The sequence below is a fragment of the Pseudomonas sp. 22189 genome (genome assembly GCF_052045635.1).
GTDB lineage: Bacteria > Pseudomonadota > Gammaproteobacteria > Pseudomonadales > Pseudomonadaceae > Aquipseudomonas > Aquipseudomonas parakoreensis.
In genome coordinates this window covers 57,744-74,507 of the sequence record NZ_JBQEPG010000025.1, presented here as the reverse complement: position 1 = coordinate 74,507, position 16,764 = coordinate 57,744, and the positions used below count along the sequence as shown (strand labels likewise).

The following is a 16,764-nucleotide window of genomic DNA, read 5'->3' as shown; positions in this document are numbered from 1 at the left end:
ATGAAACCAATGCGACCGACGGCGCTCGAAACACAGGGGCGCTGCGTTCGTTCAGCGTTGCGATATATCGGGCAAACACCACAGGACACCGAGTCAATCGATGCAGTTTTTATCCGATAGCCACGGTTGTGACGGCTGGAAAGGCGAGATGGCCGAACGCATTTGCGCGTTCGACTGGCGCCACACCGAACTCGGCCCGCTCGACACCTGGCCAGCCAGCCTGTGCAGCACTGTGCAATTGATGCTGGCCTCGCCTTTGCCGATGGTCATGCTCTGGGGCCACGCCGGGTACATGATCTACAACGACGCGTACTCGCAGTTTGCCGGTGGCCGCCACCCGTATCTGCTGGGTGCACCCGTGGAACTGGGGTGGCCGGAAGTCGCCGAGTTCAACCGGCACGTGGTCGACACCTGTCTGGCGGGCGGCACCTTGTCCTACCGCAACAAGGAACTGGTGCTGTTGCGCGATGGCGTGCCTGAAGATGTCTGGATGGATCTGTATTACAGCCCGGTGGCCAACGATGATGGCGTGCCTTCCGGGGTGATGGCGATGGTGGTCGAGACCACCGAGCTAGTGCGCTCCGAACAATTGCGTCAGGCCGCTGAAGACGCCTATCGCGCCGATAACGAACGGGTGCGTCTGGCGCTGAATGCCGGGGCGTTGCTCGGCTCGTTTGTCTGGGATGTGAAGAACAATGTGTTGTCGGCGGACGAGCGTTTCGCTCGCACGTTTTCGTATCCGCCGGAGCAGGATCTGAGCAACCTGCCGCAATCCTTGACTGAGTCGCGGATTCACCCGGATGACCTGGCGTGGGTGCAGGACCGGGTCAATCATTCGCTGCACACCGGTGAGCCGTACAACGCCGAGTACCGCGTGTTACGGGCCGACGGCAGCTATCTGTGGGTACTTGCCAGCGGCGCATGCGAGTTTGACGAGCAAGGCAAGCCGCTCCGTTTCCCCGGGGTGTTGATCGACATCCATGAACGCAAGATCGCCGAAGAATCCCTGCTCAAATTCACGCGCAACCTGGAGCAGCGGGTGGCCAGTGAAGTGGATGCCCGGCTGGCGGCGGAAGAGCAATTGCGCCAGTCGCAAAAACTTGAAGCCATCGGCGGACTCACTGGCGGCGTGGCCCACGATTTCAACAACCTGCTACAAGTGATTGCCGGCAACCTGCATTTGCTGGCGCGGCATGAGCCGGACAATGCCAACGTGCAACGCCGGGTCAGCGCCTCGCTGGCAGCGGTGGAACGCGGTGCGAAACTGTCGTCGCAATTGCTCGCTTTTGCCCGGCGCCAACCGTTGTCGCCGGCGGTGTGCGATCCGCGGCAGATCTTCGACGGCGTCGGCGAATTGCTCCAGCGTGCGCTGGGCGAAACCATTCAGATCGACGTGCAATTGCCGCAGGAACCGTGGCACATCAACGTCGACCGCAATCAGCTGGAAAACGCCATTCTCAATCTGGCGATCAACGCCCGGGACGCGATGAAAGGCGAGGGCACGATTGTCCTCAGCGCCATCAATACGCGGCTGGACAGCACTTTTTGCGCAGGCAAAGGCATCGTCGCCGGCGATTTCGTACGGGTGATGGTCAGCGACAGTGGCGTCGGCATTGCGCCTCAAATGCTCGAGCAAGTGTTCGAGCCGTTCTTCACCACCAAGGCTGACGGCCAGGGCACCGGGCTCGGTTTGAGCATGGTGTTCGGTTTCGTCAAACAAAGTGGTGGCCATGTCGAGATCGACAGCACCGTGGGCGAAGGCACGCGGGTGCAACTGTACTTTCCGCGCAGCCTGCGTCCGGTCCTTGATGAGACGCCGAGTATCGACAAGCAACAGGGCGGCGGCCACGAGACCATTCTGGTGGTCGAGGACAACGACGCGGTGCGCGCCTCGGCCGTGGAATTGCTGCGCGAAGAAGGTTATCGCGTGTTGACCGCCGGTAATGGCGACGTGGCGATGCAGAGGCTGCTGGAAGGTATCGAAGTGGATCTGATTTTCACCGACGTGGTGATGCCGGGGCTGATCAAAAGCTCCGATCTGGCGGCATGGGCCAAGGTGCAGGTACCGCCGGTGGCGGTGCTGTTCACCTCTGGCCACACCCGCGACATCATTTCGCGCAACCACCAGTTGAGCCCGGACACGCACCTGCTGAGCAAACCGTATGGCCCGGAGTCACTGTTGCAGATGATTCGATCGGTGCTCAGTGCCTAGCTGGCCAATTCCCGATTCTCTGTGGCGAGGGGATTCATCCCCGATGGAGTGCGCAGCACTCCCCTGCATTTTTCCAGCTATATGGCATTTGCAGTGACTGCGCCGGCTGCGCCGCCGATCGGGGATAAATCCCCTCACCACAGGGCTCAGCTTCGCCCCTAATTTTTTCTGCAGGGACAGCCAATGACTTCCAAGCGTAATTCCAAAGCACCTACCGGCATGGTCCGGGTGCGTGGCGCCCGTGAGCACAACCTGAAGAACGTCGACGTCGACATCCCCCGCGATGCGCTGGTGGTGTTTACTGGCGTTTCCGGTTCGGGCAAGTCGTCGCTGGCCTTTTCGACCTTGTACGCCGAAGCCCAACGGCGCTATTTCGAATCGGTGGCGCCGTACGCGCGGCGCCTGATCGATCAGGTCGGTGTGCCGGATGTCGATTCCATCGAAGGCTTGCCGCCCGCCGTGGCTTTGCAACAACAGCGCGGTACGCCGAGCACGCGGTCGTCGGTGGGCAGCGTGACCACCTTGTCCAGCCTGATCCGCATGCTGTATTCCCGCGCCGGCAGTTATCCGTCAGGGCAACCGATGCTCTATGCCGAGGATTTTTCACCGAACACGCCGCAGGGCGCCTGTCCTGAGTGCCACGGCCTTGGCCGGGTCTACGAAGTGACCGAAGCGCTGATGGTGCCCGATCCGAACCTGACCATCCGCCAACGCGCCGTGGCGTCCTGGCCGCTGGCGTGGCAAGGGCAGAACCTGCGCGACATTCTTGTGACCATGGGCATCGACGTCGACATTCCGTGGAAGAAACTGCCGAAAAAACAGCGCGACTGGATTCTGTTCACCGAAGAAACGCCCACCGTGCCGGTGTACGCCGGGCTGACCCCGGAGGAAACCCGGGTCGCGCTCAAACGCAAGATGGAACCGAGTTATCAGGGCACCTTCACCGGCGCCCGCCGTTACATCCTGCACACCTTCACCCACTCGCAAAGTGCGCTGATGAAGAAGCGCGTTGCGCAATTCATGCTCGGCAGCCCGTGCCCGTTGTGTGACGGCAAGCGCCTCAAGCGTGAAGCGTTGTCGGTGACCTTTGCCGGTTACGACATTGGCGAGTTGTCGCAGATGCCGTTGCTGCAAGTCGCCGAAGTATTGAAGCCCGTGGCTGCGGCGACGTATCTGGAACAGGCCGAGGAAAGCGGTGAAACCCTCAGCCATGCGCAAACCCGCGAGGCGCGTCAGCAACGCGTCGCCCACGGTGCCAGTGGCCACGCCAGCGCGCCGGACGTACGCCACACGCCGAACCTGTCGCTGGAAAAGCGTCTGGCGGCGCAGCGCATTGCCGAGGACTTGCTGGAACGGGTGAGCACCCTGACCGATCTGGGCCTTGGTTACCTGGCGCTGGAGCGCAGCACGCCGACCTTGTCGTCCGGTGAGCTGCAGCGCCTGCGTCTGGCGACGCAATTAGGCTCGCAGCTGTTCGGCGTGATCTACGTGCTCGACGAGCCGTCCGCCGGCCTGCACCCAGCCGATGGCGAGGCGCTGTTCGAAGCCTTGCAGCGCTTGAAGGCCGACGGCAATACGCTGTTTGTGGTCGAGCACGATCTGGAAACCATGCGCCGCGCCGACTGGCTGATCGATGTCGGCCCGGCGGCGGGCGAGAAGGGCGGGCAAGTGTTGTACAGCGGCCCGCCAGCGGGCTTGGCCGAGATCGACGAATCGCAGACCCGCGCCTATCTGTTTGCCGAGAGCCAGCGGCAGACCCGCACCGCGCGCAAGCCGACCGGTTGGCTGAAACTTGACGGGATCAGCCGCAATAACCTGCACAACCTCAGCGCTGAATTTCCGCTGGGCTGTTTTACCTCGGTGACCGGGGTTTCCGGTTCGGGCAAGTCGAGCCTGGTCAGTCAGGCGTTGCTGGAACTGGTCGGTGCGCAACTCGGCCGGCCGGTTATTGAAGAGGCGCAGGAAGCACTCAGTCTCGAAGACGACGCGCCGCAGGCCAGCAGCGGTCAGGTGACTTCAGGGCTGGAGTCGATCAAACGACTGGTGCAGGTCGATCAGAAGCCGATTGGCCGTACGCCGCGTTCGAATCTGGCGACCTACACCGGGTTGTTTGACAACGTCCGCAAACTGTTCGCCGCCACCCTCGAGGCACGGGCGGCCGGGTACGACGCCGGGCAGTTCTCCTTCAACGTCGCCAAGGGCCGTTGCCCGACCTGCGAGGGTGAGGGATTTGTCAGCGTTGAATTGCTGTTTATGCCGAGCGTGTATGCACCGTGTCCGACCTGTCATGGCGCGCGGTACAACCCGCAGACGTTGATGATTCAGTGGCAAGGCCTGAGCATTGCGCAGGTGCTGCAACTGACCGTGGATGAGGCGGTCGAGGTGTTCGGCGAACAACCGACAATTCGCCGTTCGCTGGAGGTGCTGCGAGACATCGGCCTCGGTTATCTGCGGCTCGGGCAGCCCGCCACCGAGCTGTCCGGTGGCGAGGCGCAGCGGATCAAACTGGCAACCGAACTGCAGCGCAATCAGCGCGGCGCGACCTTGTATGTGCTGGATGAACCGACCACCGGTTTGCATCCGCGGGATGTCGATCGGCTGCTGGAACAACTGGACAACCTGGTGACGGCAGGGCACACGGTCATCGTGGTCGAGCATGAAATGCGCGTGGTAGCGCAGAGTGACTGGGTGATCGACATCGGCCCGGGGGCCGGGGATCAGGGCGGCCGGATTGTCGTGGCCGGCACACCGCAGAAAGTCGCAACGAGCAAGAAGAGCCGAACCGCGCCGTTTCTGGCCCGGGCCTTGAGCCGATAGCCCACCGGTTCTGCGGTGTGCACAAGGCTGATGATCAACAAAAACGTTGTGGGAGCTGGCTTGCCAGCGATAGTGGAATGTCAGGCAATGAGAGGCTGAATGTGCCGACGCCATCGCGGGCAAGCCCGCTCCCACAGGTTTTTGCGGTGTTCACAACACCTGCGGACGGCATCAGTCCAGTGGGAGTTGGCTTGCCAGCGAAAGCGGTGTGTCAGGCAATAGAGAGGCTGGATGTACCGATGCCTTCGCGAGCAGGCTCGCTCCCACAGGATTTTGTGGTGTGCACAAAAATCTGCGGATGACTCCCGTCCTGTGGGAGCCAGCAGGCTGGTGATGGCGTTGTGTCAGGCGCCATCAAGCGTGCGCCGGACCTTGTCCAGCAGTTCGCTGATCTGGAATGGCTTGACCAGCATTTCCATGCCGCTGCCCAGAAATACCTGGCGATTGATCGCGGTCTCGGCATAACCGGTCATGAACAGAATCGGCAGGTTTTCGCGCCAGCCCCGCGCCACGTCCGCCAGTTCGCGACCGCTCATGCGCGGCAGGCCAACATCGCTCAGCAACAGGTCGATGGTCGGATCATTCTGCAAGCGCTCCAGTGCGGTTTCGATATCCGCCGCCTGGGTGCAGCGGTAACCCGCATCCTCCAGCACTTCGGTGACGAACATGCGCACCGCCGGCATGTCTTCGACAATCAGGACATGCTCACCGGCGCCCTGCGGATCCACCTTCGGCGCCGGGATATCGGCCCCGGTCGGGTCGTTGGTCGCCGGCAGCATGAGGGTCACTTCGGTACCGCGCCGTGCCACGCTGCGAATGTGCGCATCGCCGCCGGACTGGCGGGCGAAACCGTAGATCGTCGACAGCCCCAGACCGGTCCCCTGACCCAGCGGTTTGGTGGTGAAGAACGGATCGAACACTTTGTCGATCACACTGTGCTCGATACCGGTGCCGTCATCGCGCACCGACAGCGCCACATACGCACCATCGGCCAGGTTCGGGTCGCCGTGGGAATATGCCGCATAGGTGTTGACCCAGATATTGCCGCCCCTGGGCAGCGCATCCCGGGCATTGATCACCAGATTCAGCACCGCGCTTTCCAGTTGCACCGGGTCGACCAGGGCAATCGCCGGTTTGTTGGTCAGCTCCAGTTTGAGCGTGATGCGTTCACCGATGGTGCGCATCAGCAACTCTTCCAGCGAGCGCACTTGCTCATTGATGTCTACCGGTCGGGTATCCAATGGCTGTTGGCGAGCGAAGGCCAGCAGGCGATGAGTGAGTGACGCGGCACTCATCGCCGAATTCAGTGCGGCTTCGGCGTAGAACTGCACCTTGTCCGGACGCGCATCAGCCACGCGTTTCTGGATCAGTTCCAGACTGGTGATGATCCCGGTCAGCAGATTGTTGAAGTCGTGGGCAATGCCTCCGGTGAGCTTGCCCAGCGCGTCCATTTTCTGCACTTGCAGCAGCTGCGATTCGGCACGCACGCGCTCGGCGACTTCCTTGGCCAGTTGTGTGGTGGTGTCGTCCAGCTGTGCCAGGTGCGAGCGTTCGCGGTGGCGATGCTCGGTGACGTCTTCGACGAATACCAGGCTGAGCTGCGGCGTGCGGTACGGCGAAATCTGCCACTCGGTTTCGCGAATCTCGCCCTGTACGCGCATGTTCAACGTGCCTTTCCAGCGCTCGCCATCGACCAGTCGCAGGCGCAACTCGTCGAGGATCGCGCCCTGGTCAGCGTCGAAGCATTCGCTGAGGGTGTGCGGGTTGCGGTTGTCCTGAATCATTTGCGTGAAGGCGTGGTTGCATTCATGCACTTTCAGGTTGGCATCGAGCACGGCAATCGGTGCCGAGACATTGACGAAAATCTCACGGAACCGAGCCTCGCTCTCACGCAGCGCATTTTCGGTATCACGCACTCGCAGCAGGGTGCGCAGGGTCGCCAACAGCACGTCCGGGTCCACCGGGTGAATCAGGTAGGCATCGGCCCCGGCGTCCAGCCCGGTGATGATGTCGCCGGTCTGGATCGACGCGGCAGACACGTGGATCACCGGCAGCAGCGCGGTGTGTGCATCGGCCCGCAGGATGCGCACGATATCGAAACCGCTCATGTCCGGCAGATTGACGTCGAGGATCAGGGCATCGAGCGCTTCGCTGGCGATCAGCGTCAGGCCCTCGTTGCCGGTACCGGCCTCCAGCACCTCATAGCCATGGCGCTCCAGACGCCGGCGCAAGGCGTAGCGAGTGGCGACGTTGTCGTCGACGATCAACAGACGGATGTCACGTTTCATCGACATTCTCCAGGGCGAGCGCCAGTGGAATGATCACGAAAAAGGTCGAGCCGACACCCGGCGTGCTGTCCATTCCGACTTCGCCGCCGAGCAGGGCGGCGAAGCGCTTGCACAGCGACAAGCCGAGACCGGTGCCGCGCAGGCGTTTCTGCAATGGCGAGTCGACCTGAGAAAAGTCCTCGAACAATGCACCATGCAGCTCCGGCGCGATACCGATGCCGGTGTCGCTGACGGCAAAACGTACTCTGTCCGCACCTTCCAGGCGCGCCGAGACCCGGACTTCGCCACGGGTGGTGAATTTCAGCGAGTTGGAAATGAAATTGCGCAGGATCTGCGCGAGTTTCTTGTCGTCGGTGTACAGGCGCGGCAATCCGACCGGCTCTTCGAAAATCAGATCAACCGCCGACGCATCGACGATCGGCCGGAACATGCCGCGCAACGCGCTGAACAGATCGAACATGTCGAACCATGCCGGAGAAATACTGATTCGTCCGGCTTCGATTTTTGCCAGATCGAGCAAGTCATCGACCATGTCGCTCAGTTCCCGGGCGGCGCTGCTGACGAACGCCACTTGTTTGTGCTGCTCGGGGCTGAGCGGGCCGTCGAGCTCGTCGGCGAGCAGACTGTTGACGCTCAGGATCGAACCCAGCGGCGTGCGGAACTCGTGGCTCATGTACGACAGGAAACGGCTTTTCAGATCCGAAGCCTGGCGCAGTTGTTCGGCCTGGGTGTCGAGCTCGGCGTAAAGCGCAAGCACGCCCTGGTTGGTTTCGTCGAGTTCGTCGCGCAGGGCGGCGGTCTCGCTTTGCAACTGGGCGATCAGCGCAGCCTGCTCCGCCGCGTTCAGGGTGGGCGACTCAGCCATGGGCGGCCTCCAGGGCAACGACCAGCACCGTTACGTCGTCGCGTCCGCGACAGAAGTCGCGGTGCAGGACGCTGGCTATCACGGCGGGATGGCGGTGCACCAGACCGGGGTAGTCTTGAAGATTCCAACGGGACTGCAGGCCGTCGCTGTACATGATCAATAGATGTCCGTTCACGTGAGCATAGTCAAAGGGCTGGGCTTTCCGGTATTGGCCGCCGACGATCCCCGGATGAGAGGCCAGCCCGCGCGACTTGTCGGCGGTGATCAGGCTGGCGCCGATGTTGCCAACGCCAGTAAAGGTCAAGCTGTCACGGGCGGCATTGTACTGGGCGAACGCGGCGGCGCCGCCACGGCTGCCGATCATGTCGCGGTGCATATCCTCCATCAGCAGCACCGGGCTGGCGAACGGGCTCTGGGCGAACACCTGTTCGCCGGCCTTGGCCGCCCGTTCGGCGTCTTCACCGTGGCCTAGGCCGTCGATGATCAGCGCACTGACGTTGGCACCGTTGTACGCCAGGTGCCAGGCGTCGCCGCACGCCGGATCGTTGTGCAGTGAGTGCTGGCTGACGCCGTAACGCAGGTCGGGCTGACGGTCTGCGCGTGGATACAAACGCGCCAGTAGCACCGCGCCACGGGTGTCGGCATAAGCGTCAAATACTTCGGTCTGGCGCGCCACGGCGCCCAGCCCGATGCCCTGGGTGCCGCCGGTGGAAAAGCCATCGGTCAGGCACGCGTCCAGGTCAAAGCCTTGAGCGCGATCGACCGCAAGCATTTCGATGCCGAAGCCGCCGATTCGCGGTAGCAGCCGCAGATGAAACTCGCCACGGCTGGCATGCTTGAGCACATTACTGGCCAGTTCCGTGGCGACCAGCGCCACACGTCCGGCTTCGGTCGCATCGAAGCCATGTTGCTCGGCGAGCCGTTGCGCGGTGCGCCGGGCGTGGCCGATCTGGCTGCTGTCTTCGATCAGCAGCACCTGGGTCAGTGACCCAGCGATATTCATGTCCATCGGGTGATCGTTATTCGAGTGCCCTTGCCGGGCTCGGTGTCCAGTTCGAATTCATCGACCAGCCGTTTCGCGCCCGTAAGCCCCAGGCCCAGACCGCTGCCGGAGGTCCAGCCATCGGTCATCGCCAGTTTGATGTCGGGAATGCCCGGGCCTTCATCGCGGAAGGTCAGGCGCAGGCCGACACGAGCGTTTTCGTCGAGGATCTGCCAGTCCATGTCGCCGCCACCGCCATAGACCATGGTGTTGCGCGCCAGCTCTGAAACGGCCGTCACCAGTTTGGTCAGGTCGATCAGCCGCATGCCGCATTCGGTGGCCAGTTTGCGCGCCGTCTGCCGGGCGAGCACCACGTCCTGCTCGATGCTGATCGGTTGAGTACCGCTGCTGCGCACGGTCATTGTTGGCGTACTCGTTCCTGCAGCAGTTTCATTCCGCGCTCGACGTTCAGCGCGGTGCTGACGCCGGGCAGGGTCAGGCCGAGCTCGACCAGAGTGATCGCCACGGCGGGTTGCATGCCTACCAGCATGGTTTCGGCATCCATGATTTTTGACAGGCCGGAGATGGTGCCGATCATCCGCCCGATGAACGAGTCGACCATGTCCAGCGCCGAGATGTCGATCAACACACCGCGCGCCGACGTCCTGCTGATGCGCTCGGACAGGTCGTCCTGCAGGGTCAGGGCCAGTTGGTCATGCATGTCGACCTGGATGGTGACGAGCAGAAAGTCACCCATTTGAAGAATCGGAATACGCTCCATCGGCTCAGACCGCTTTGCCGAGGCTGATGCCCAGGCGAGTGAGCGCGAGTTTCAATGCATCGGCCAGATTGGCCTTGGTGACCACGCCTTGCAGGTCCAGGCCCAAGTGCACGATGGTCTGGGCGATCTGCGGACGCACGCCGCTGATGATGCAGTCGGCGCCCATCAGGCGAATCGCGGTCACGGTTTTCAGCAGGTGTTGCGCGACCAGGGTGTCCACGGTGGGGACGCCGGTGATGTCGATGATGGCGATTTCCGAACCGGTGTCGACGATGCGTTGCAGCAGGGACTCCATCACCACCTGGGTGCGTTGCGAATCCAGGGTACCGATCATCGGCAGCGCCAGCACGCCATCCCACAGCTTGACCACTGGCGTGGAGAGCTCCAGCAATTCTTCCTGTTGACGTTTGATCACCGCTTCGCGGGACTTCTGGAAGGTACGGATGGTGTGCATGCCGAAGGCGTCGAACAGTTCGGAAATCTCCCAGAGTTGTTCGGCCAGCAGTGCCGGTTGTTCGCGATAGTGACTTTGCAGCAAGGCAAACAGCGGGCCTTTGAGCGCGAAAATGAAGCTGGCGGTCTGTTGCGAATCCTGACCGAGCAGGGCGCGGCTATGGGACAGCTTTTCGAGGAACTGGCGGGTGGCTTCCCAACCCGGCGCATTGATGTTGGTGCCGTTGTCATCCTGCAGGCCATTGATGACCAGTTGCAGGAAGTCGCTGGTCTGTTGTTGCAGGTCATGGTCCTTGAGATTGCGGGTGGCGCCGCTGGCTTCCAGGCCGTTGATCCATTCGCTCAGCAGTTGGGGTTGTTTGTTTTTCATCGCATCGAATGTGCTGTTCTGCAGTGCTGCCATGTGCCTGTTGCTCCGTAGCGTATCGGGGCCGGTTCTGTAAAAAATGACCGGTGCGAAGTCAGTGACCTTTGCCGTTCAAAATAGTTGTTCCATTGCGCAAGGATATTTTTGATCTGGCGCAAGAAAGGCCCCGGTAACTCTAGTCGGGATGGCCGCATCTGGCGGTTTTTTGCGCGCCGGGCGTGCGCAGGGTGCGGGGCGCAGAATGAAAAAAGCCGCATCGGCAGGATGCGGCTTTGTGGGGCAGTCGCGCGGATTACTTGCTTGGGTGCTTGGCCTGCAGCTCTTTGGCGGCCGTCAGGTGTTTTTCCAGCGCCGGCAACATCTTCTGCGCGAAGGCTTTCAATTCCGTGGCGCCCTTGACCTTATCGTCGGTCACCGTGTTCGCTTCTTTCTTGAACAATTCGATGGTTTCTTCGTGGGCTTTGACCTGATTGTTGGCGTAGGCGGCGTCGAAGGACTCATCGCGCATGTCGAGGATCTTCTCCTTGGCCTGCTTGACCAGGGTGGTGCTGTCCGGCACCTCGATGTCATTGGCCTTGGCGATGCTCGCCAGTTCATCGTTGGCCTTGCCGTGGTCGGTGATCATCATGTTGGCGAAGGCCTTGATGTCGGCCGACTGGCTTTTTTCCAGGGCCAGGCGGCTGGTCTCGATCTCCGCAATGCCGCCGGCTGTGGCATTGTCGACGAAACTGTTGGAAGTGGCGGCAAAGGCACTGCCCATGCCGCTGCTCAACGCGACAGCCAGAACGAGGTGACGCAGGTTGAATCCGTCCATTGGTATTTCTCCACACAGGTTTTTGTTGACGTTATGCAATGGAGGCAATGGCGCGGGCAAAGGTTTGATCGCGTTTACGACAGGGCGACGAACGGCCACCGCTGGTCTGACAGGTGGTCGACAGAACCCCTCAACCGAGGCCATTCTGATAAAGGCTGACGCCATCGGTCGCGTTGGCTGCCGATCAACTGACGGAGGTGTTCCATGCCGGTGACTCATGACCTGTATCAGGATTTGAAGCTAACGAAGGAAGAGGTCCAGCAAAAACGCTCCGAGGATCCATTTCTGGATGCACTGATCAACAAGTATTCCGAGGCGGACGCCGACGTCGTCAAGGCCGAGACGGCAACCTCGGATGCGCCCAGCGATGACACATTGAAAAAACTCAAAGAAAAACGCCTGCAGGTCAAAGACAAGATCGTCGCCCAGTTGCAGGCTCGATCCTGACCGTCAGTCGCTTCACCGCTGCGCGATGGTGAAATGACTGAACGCCGCCCCCGACCGGCACCTCGAATGTACAGAGTCTTCACTTAGCGACTCTTTGCGAGGTGCCACATGAACACACCCAGATTTCCCAGTGAAGAGCAGGGCGCTTTCGACCCGGTGCCCACGCATCCGGAACCCGATAGCCCGGCACACACCACAAGTCATCCAGAAGAGCCGGATGATGATCTTCCTGAAGACGAAGATCCGGATACGTTCGACCGATCCGGCAATTGACAGGCCCTAAGCGCTGGCAAGCCGGTTATCGCAGGGGATGTGTCGTTTAGTGGCGTCGGGACATTTGCCACTTGGCAGCACAAGCGTGCCGCTCGGGCGTTTCGCGGCTACAATGCGCGCCTTGACCGTGACCGCCTGACTAAAAAAACTATGTCCTTGCCCAAGCATCACCTGGAACTGCTCAGCCCCGCCCGTGACGTGGCCATCGCCCGTGAAGCCATCCTGCACGGCGCCGACGCCGTGTACATCGGTGGCCCGAGCTTCGGCGCGCGCCACAACGCCTGCAACGAAGTGAGTGAAATCGCCGAACTGGTGGAGTTTGCCCGCCGTTATCACGCGCGCATTTTCACCACCATCAACACCATTCTGCATGACAACGAACTGGAGCCGGCCCGCAAGCTGATCCACCAGTTGTACGACGCCGGCGTCGACGCGCTGATCGTTCAGGATCTGGGCGTAATGGAGCTGGACATCCCGCCGATCGAGCTGCATGCCAGCACCCAGACCGACATCCGCACTCTGGAGCGGGCGAAGTTCCTCGATCAGGCCGGTTTCTCGCAACTGGTGCTGGCCCGTGAGCTGAACCTGAAAGAAATCCGCGCCATCGCCGATGAAACCGATGCCGCCATCGAGTTCTTCATCCACGGCGCGCTATGCGTGGCGTTCTCCGGGCAGTGCAACATTTCTCACGCGCAGACCGGGCGCAGCGCCAACCGTGGCGACTGCTCCCAGGCCTGCCGTCTGCCGTACACCCTCAAAGACGAAAAGGGTGGCGTGATCGCCTACGAAAAACACCTGCTGTCGATGAAGGACAACAACCAGAGCGCCAACATCCGCGCGCTGGTCGAGGCCGGTGTGCGCTCGTTCAAGATCGAAGGTCGTTACAAGGACATGGGCTATGTGAAGAACATCACGGCCTATTACCGCCAGCGCCTCGACGACGTGCTCGAAGACCGTCCGGATCTGGCCCGCGCTTCCAGCGGCCGCACCGCGCATTTCTTCCTGCCGGACCCGGAAAAGACCTTCCACCGTGGCAGCACCGACTACTTCGTCACCGATCGCAAGATCGACATCGGCGCGTTCGACTCGCCGACCTTCACCGGCCTGCCCGTGGGCACCGTCGAGAAAGTCGGCAAGCGTGACATGCAGGTGGTGACGCAGGAGCCGCTGTCCAACGGCGATGGCCTCAACGTGCTGGTCAAGCGTGAAGTGGTGGGTTTCCGCGCCAACATCGCCGAGCCGAAGGGCGAGTTCGAAGAAGACGGCGAGAAGCGCTACCGCTACCGCGTCGAGCCGAACGAAATGCCCGAAGGCCTGTACAAGCTGCGCCCGAACCATCCGCTCAATCGCAACCTCGACCACAACTGGCAACAGGCACTGCTGAAGACCTCCGCCGAACGCCGCGTGGCCCTGAGCTGGGTGGCGCGCCTGCGTGAAGAGCAGCTGGAACTGACTGCCACCAGTGAAGAGGGCATCAGCGCCAGCGTGACCCTGAACGGCCCGTTCGGTGTGGCCAACAAGCCGGAGCAGGCGCTGGAGCAATTGCAGGATCTGCTCGGCCAGCTCGGCACTACCCAATATCACGCCATCGACGTGAAACTGGACGCACCGCAGGCGTTCTTCATCCCGAACTCGCAGCTCAAAGCCTTGCGCCGTGAAGTCATCGAAGCCCTGACCGCCGCCCGCGTTGCGGCGCACCCGCGTGGCAGCCGCAAGGCCGAAACCACGCCGCCGCCGGTGTACCCGGAGTCGCACCTGTCGTTCCTGGCCAACGTCTACAACCAGAAGGCCCGCGACTTCTATCACCGTCACGGCGTGAAGCTGATCGATGCGGCCTACGAGGCGCACGAAGAGGCCGGTGAAGTGCCGGTGATGATCACCAAGCACTGCCTGCGTTTCTCGTTCAACCTGTGCCCGAAACAGGCCAAGGGCGTGACCGGCGTGCGCACCAAAGTCGCGCCGATGCAGCTGATTCACGGCGACGAAGTGCTGACCCTGAAGTTCGACTGCAAGCCGTGCGAGATGCACATCATCGGCAAGATGAAAGGCCACATCCTCAACATGCCGCAACCGGGCAGCGTGGTGGGCCACATCAGCCCGGAAGACCTGCTGAAAACCATCCCGCGCGCGCCACACTGAGTGACGGGCGGGCGTGGCGCTACGGTGTCACGCCTGCTCGGGCTCGCGCTCCGCGAGGTCTTCGAGCAAGTCGGCTGACGGTACAAAAAACAATCCTCCGGTAACCGCCGTGCTGAAGTCCAGCAAACGGTCGTAGTTGCCGACGGGTTTGCCGACAAACATGTTCTCCAGCATCTGCTCGATCGGTTCCGGCGAGCGCGCGTAACCGATGAAATAAGTGCCGAACTCGCCAGCCCCCGGGCGGCCGAACGGCATGTTGTCGCGCAGGATCTTCTGCTCCTGGCCGTCCTTGGTGATGGTGGTCAGGGCGCTGTGGGAGTTGCTCGGCTTGACCTCCTCACCGAGTTCGATGTCAGCCAGCTTGGTGCGGCCGATCACCTTTTCCTGAGCTTCGACGCTCAGTGCATTCCAGGCCTCCATCTTGTGCAGGTACTTCTGCACCAGCACATAGCTGCCGGATTCGAACGCCGGATCTTCGTTGCCGATCAGCGTGAAGTGATCGGCCTTGCGGCCCACCGGGTTCTCGGTGCCATCAACGAAACCGATGATGCTGCGCATGTCGAAGTAGCGGAAACCCTGCACCTCATCGACTACCGTGGTTGCGCCGTTGAGTGCGCTGCACAACTGCGTAGCCAGTTCGAAACACAGGTCCATCTGCTCGGCACGGATGTGCAGCAGAATGTCCCCCGGCGTCGCCACCGCACGGCGGCCCTCGACGCCGAACTCACGAAACGGATGCAGCGAGGCCGGGCGCGGGCTGCCGAACAGGGTGTCCCAGGCGCTGGCGCTGAAACCGCAGACACATGACAAGTTGCCGTTGGGCACACGTTTGCCGACCGAACGGGTGAGGGCGGCGATGTCGCCGCACCAGCCGCGCACCTGACTGGCTGCATCGTTCCCGGGCAGCAACGTGGCGACGATGAAGATCGCGCTGCTGGTAATGGGGTTGCAGATCGCTTGCGGCTCGGGGGTATCCATTGCTGAGGTCATCGTCGGTTCCATATGCGCGGGGCCAAGGTCGGCGCTCAGTATGAAACCAAAAACGTTTCATCGGTATCTCAGAAACGATCCAGTCGATAGGCCTCCTGTGCCGGCAAGCCAGCGTTTGCCGAAGGGGATATCAGCTGCGCGACCATCTGCGCCGTCACCGCCGCCTGCGTCAGACCCAAATGCTGATGACCGAAGGCGAGCAGCACCTTGCCGTCGCAAACCTGGTCGATGACCGGCAGCGAGTCCGGCAGCGACGGGCGAAAGCCCATCCACGGCGTCGCGTCCTCCGCGCTCAAATCATGACGGAACAAACCTTTGCTCAAACGGTGCAACTGCCAGGCGCGCTGCATGAACGGCGGGCGCTGCAGGCCGGCGAACTCCACGGTACCGGCCAGGCGCAGGCCGCCGGTCATTGGCGTCATGATGAACTTGCGCTCCAGCGAGGTGACGGCGAACGGCAGGCGCCCTTGCTCATGCGGCAACATCAGGTGATAGCCGCGTTCGGTGTCCAGCGGCACCTGCTTGCCGGTCAGCGCGGCGGTGAGCTTCGCCGAATGCGCACCACAGGCGATCAGCACCTGCCGCGCGCTGAAACGCCCCTGATCGGTAAGCAACGACACGCCATGCGCCTGCAACTGGCCGCCCTGAACTTCCTGCTGAATGAACTGCACGCCGGCCGTTTTCGCCGCACTCACCAGTTCACACACCACCTGATACGGGTCGAGAAAGTGCCCGGTGCGCGGGTAGAACAATCCGCCCTGAATCTGTTCGCTGAGCTGCGGCGCACTTTCTCGCACGGCGCTGGCCGACCAGAAATCCACCGGCACCTGTTGCTGACGCATGCGCGCCTGCAAGGCGTCGACGGCTTGTCGCGATTCGACGCGCTCGAAGACCAGCAGCGAGCCGTCCTCCTTGAGCAGGTCGGGGCGGGCGATGCTGTGCAGCAAGCGCTTCCAGGCGTCGAGGCTGCTTTCATTTAGCGCGCGCAAGCCGGCTACGGTGCGCTGAAACGGCGCCGGGCGCAGGTTCAGCAACAGACGGGTGAACCACGGCACGGCGCACGGCAGGTATTTCCAGTCCAGGCGCAGCGGGCCCATCGGGTCCATCAGCATCGCCGGCAGACGCTTGAGGATCGACGCGTCGGCAATCGGAAACACCTGCTCGGTGGCCAGGTGCCCGGCGTTGCCGAACGAGGCGCCATGACCGGGCGGCTGCTTGTCGATGACCACCACCCTTTTACCCTGACGCGCCAGTTGCAGAGCGCAGGCGACGCCGATGATGCCGGCACCGATCACCGCGATATCGGCGTGGTCCGCTGTGAGGTTGTCAGGCATGT

Annotated in this window: 14 protein-coding genes; 5 read left to right on the top strand and 9 right to left on the bottom strand. The window is 62.0% G+C overall.

Annotated features, from left to right (window positions below):
* Positions 1-100 precede the first annotated feature (100 nt).
* Entirely contained in the window at positions 101-2,212 is a 2,112-nt protein-coding gene (locus ACTJKS_RS22680; protein ID WP_108182529.1) for a hybrid sensor histidine kinase/response regulator, read from the top strand.
* A 183-nt stretch (positions 2,213-2,395) separates the two neighbouring features.
* On the top strand, positions 2,396-5,029 hold the full coding sequence (locus ACTJKS_RS22675; protein WP_262948274.1) for an excinuclease ABC subunit UvrA: 2,634 nt from the start codon (positions 2,396-2,398) through the stop codon (positions 5,027-5,029).
* A 344-nt stretch (positions 5,030-5,373) separates the two neighbouring features.
* Here ACTJKS_RS22675 and ACTJKS_RS22670 read toward each other — a convergent pair whose 3' ends face one another.
* The 7 genes from ACTJKS_RS22670 to ACTJKS_RS22640 form a co-directional block, all read right to left on the bottom strand.
* The gene (locus ACTJKS_RS22670; RefSeq protein ID WP_142579772.1) at positions 5,374-7,317 is read right to left on the bottom strand and encodes a response regulator; all 1,944 of its coding nucleotides are present in this window, start codon (positions 7,315-7,317) and stop codon (positions 5,374-5,376) included.
* Positions 7,307-8,182 (bottom strand): sensor histidine kinase, encoded by an 876-nt coding sequence (locus ACTJKS_RS22665; RefSeq protein ID WP_041072519.1) that lies wholly within the window; start codon positions 8,180-8,182, stop codon positions 7,307-7,309. Before ACTJKS_RS22665 ends, ACTJKS_RS22670 begins: the two co-directional genes overlap by 11 nt.
* Positions 8,175-9,185 (bottom strand): ATP-binding protein, encoded by a 1,011-nt coding sequence (locus ACTJKS_RS22660; RefSeq protein WP_262948380.1) that lies wholly within the window; start codon positions 9,183-9,185, stop codon positions 8,175-8,177. The genes ACTJKS_RS22665 and ACTJKS_RS22660 overlap by 8 nt, the downstream gene beginning before the upstream one ends.
* Positions 9,182-9,586: an anti-sigma regulatory factor gene (locus tag ACTJKS_RS22655; RefSeq protein ID WP_041072521.1), complete on the bottom strand. Its 405-nt coding sequence runs from the start codon at positions 9,584-9,586 to the stop codon at positions 9,182-9,184. Before ACTJKS_RS22655 ends, ACTJKS_RS22660 begins: the two co-directional genes overlap by 4 nt.
* On the bottom strand, positions 9,583-9,945 hold the full coding sequence (locus ACTJKS_RS22650; protein ID WP_041072523.1) for an STAS domain-containing protein: 363 nt from the start codon (positions 9,943-9,945) through the stop codon (positions 9,583-9,585). Before ACTJKS_RS22650 ends, ACTJKS_RS22655 begins: the two co-directional genes overlap by 4 nt.
* 4 nt (positions 9,946-9,949) lie before the next feature.
* Positions 9,950-10,801 carry an STAS domain-containing protein gene (locus ACTJKS_RS22645; protein WP_041072525.1) on the bottom strand — a complete coding sequence of 284 codons (852 nt, stop codon included), beginning with the start codon at positions 10,799-10,801 and terminating at the stop codon, positions 9,950-9,952.
* 256 nt (positions 10,802-11,057) lie between these two features.
* Positions 11,058-11,579 carry a DUF4142 domain-containing protein gene (locus ACTJKS_RS22640; protein WP_198758764.1) on the bottom strand — a complete coding sequence of 174 codons (522 nt, stop codon included), beginning with the start codon at positions 11,577-11,579 and terminating at the stop codon, positions 11,058-11,060.
* 204 nt (positions 11,580-11,783) lie between these two features.
* On the opposite strand from ACTJKS_RS22640, the gene ACTJKS_RS22635 reads away from it, so the two are divergent.
* From ACTJKS_RS22635 to ACTJKS_RS22625, 3 genes are all read left to right on the top strand, one after another.
* Positions 11,784-12,026 (top strand): DUF465 domain-containing protein, encoded by a 243-nt coding sequence (locus ACTJKS_RS22635; protein ID WP_041072529.1) that lies wholly within the window; start codon positions 11,784-11,786, stop codon positions 12,024-12,026.
* A gap of 108 nt (positions 12,027-12,134) precedes the next feature.
* Positions 12,135-12,299 (top strand): hypothetical protein, encoded by a 165-nt coding sequence (locus ACTJKS_RS22630; RefSeq protein ID WP_186448437.1) that lies wholly within the window; start codon positions 12,135-12,137, stop codon positions 12,297-12,299.
* Positions 12,300-12,449: 150 nt separating this feature from the next.
* A complete protein-coding gene (locus ACTJKS_RS22625) occupies positions 12,450-14,438 on the top strand; it encodes a peptidase U32 family protein (protein WP_041072532.1) in 1,989 nt (662 codons plus the stop codon).
* A 27-nt stretch (positions 14,439-14,465) separates the two neighbouring features.
* Here the strand turns inward: ACTJKS_RS22625 and ACTJKS_RS22620 are convergent, their stop codons facing one another.
* Positions 14,466-15,428, bottom strand: a complete 963-nt coding sequence (locus ACTJKS_RS22620) for a Dyp-type peroxidase (RefSeq protein ID WP_262948280.1) — start codon at positions 15,426-15,428, stop codon at positions 14,466-14,468.
* Between the two features lie 68 nt (positions 15,429-15,496).
* On the bottom strand, positions 15,497-16,762 hold the full coding sequence (locus ACTJKS_RS22615) for an NAD(P)/FAD-dependent oxidoreductase (RefSeq protein WP_262948282.1): 1,266 nt from the start codon (positions 16,760-16,762) through the stop codon (positions 15,497-15,499).
* Positions 16,763-16,764: the final 2 nt, after the last annotated feature.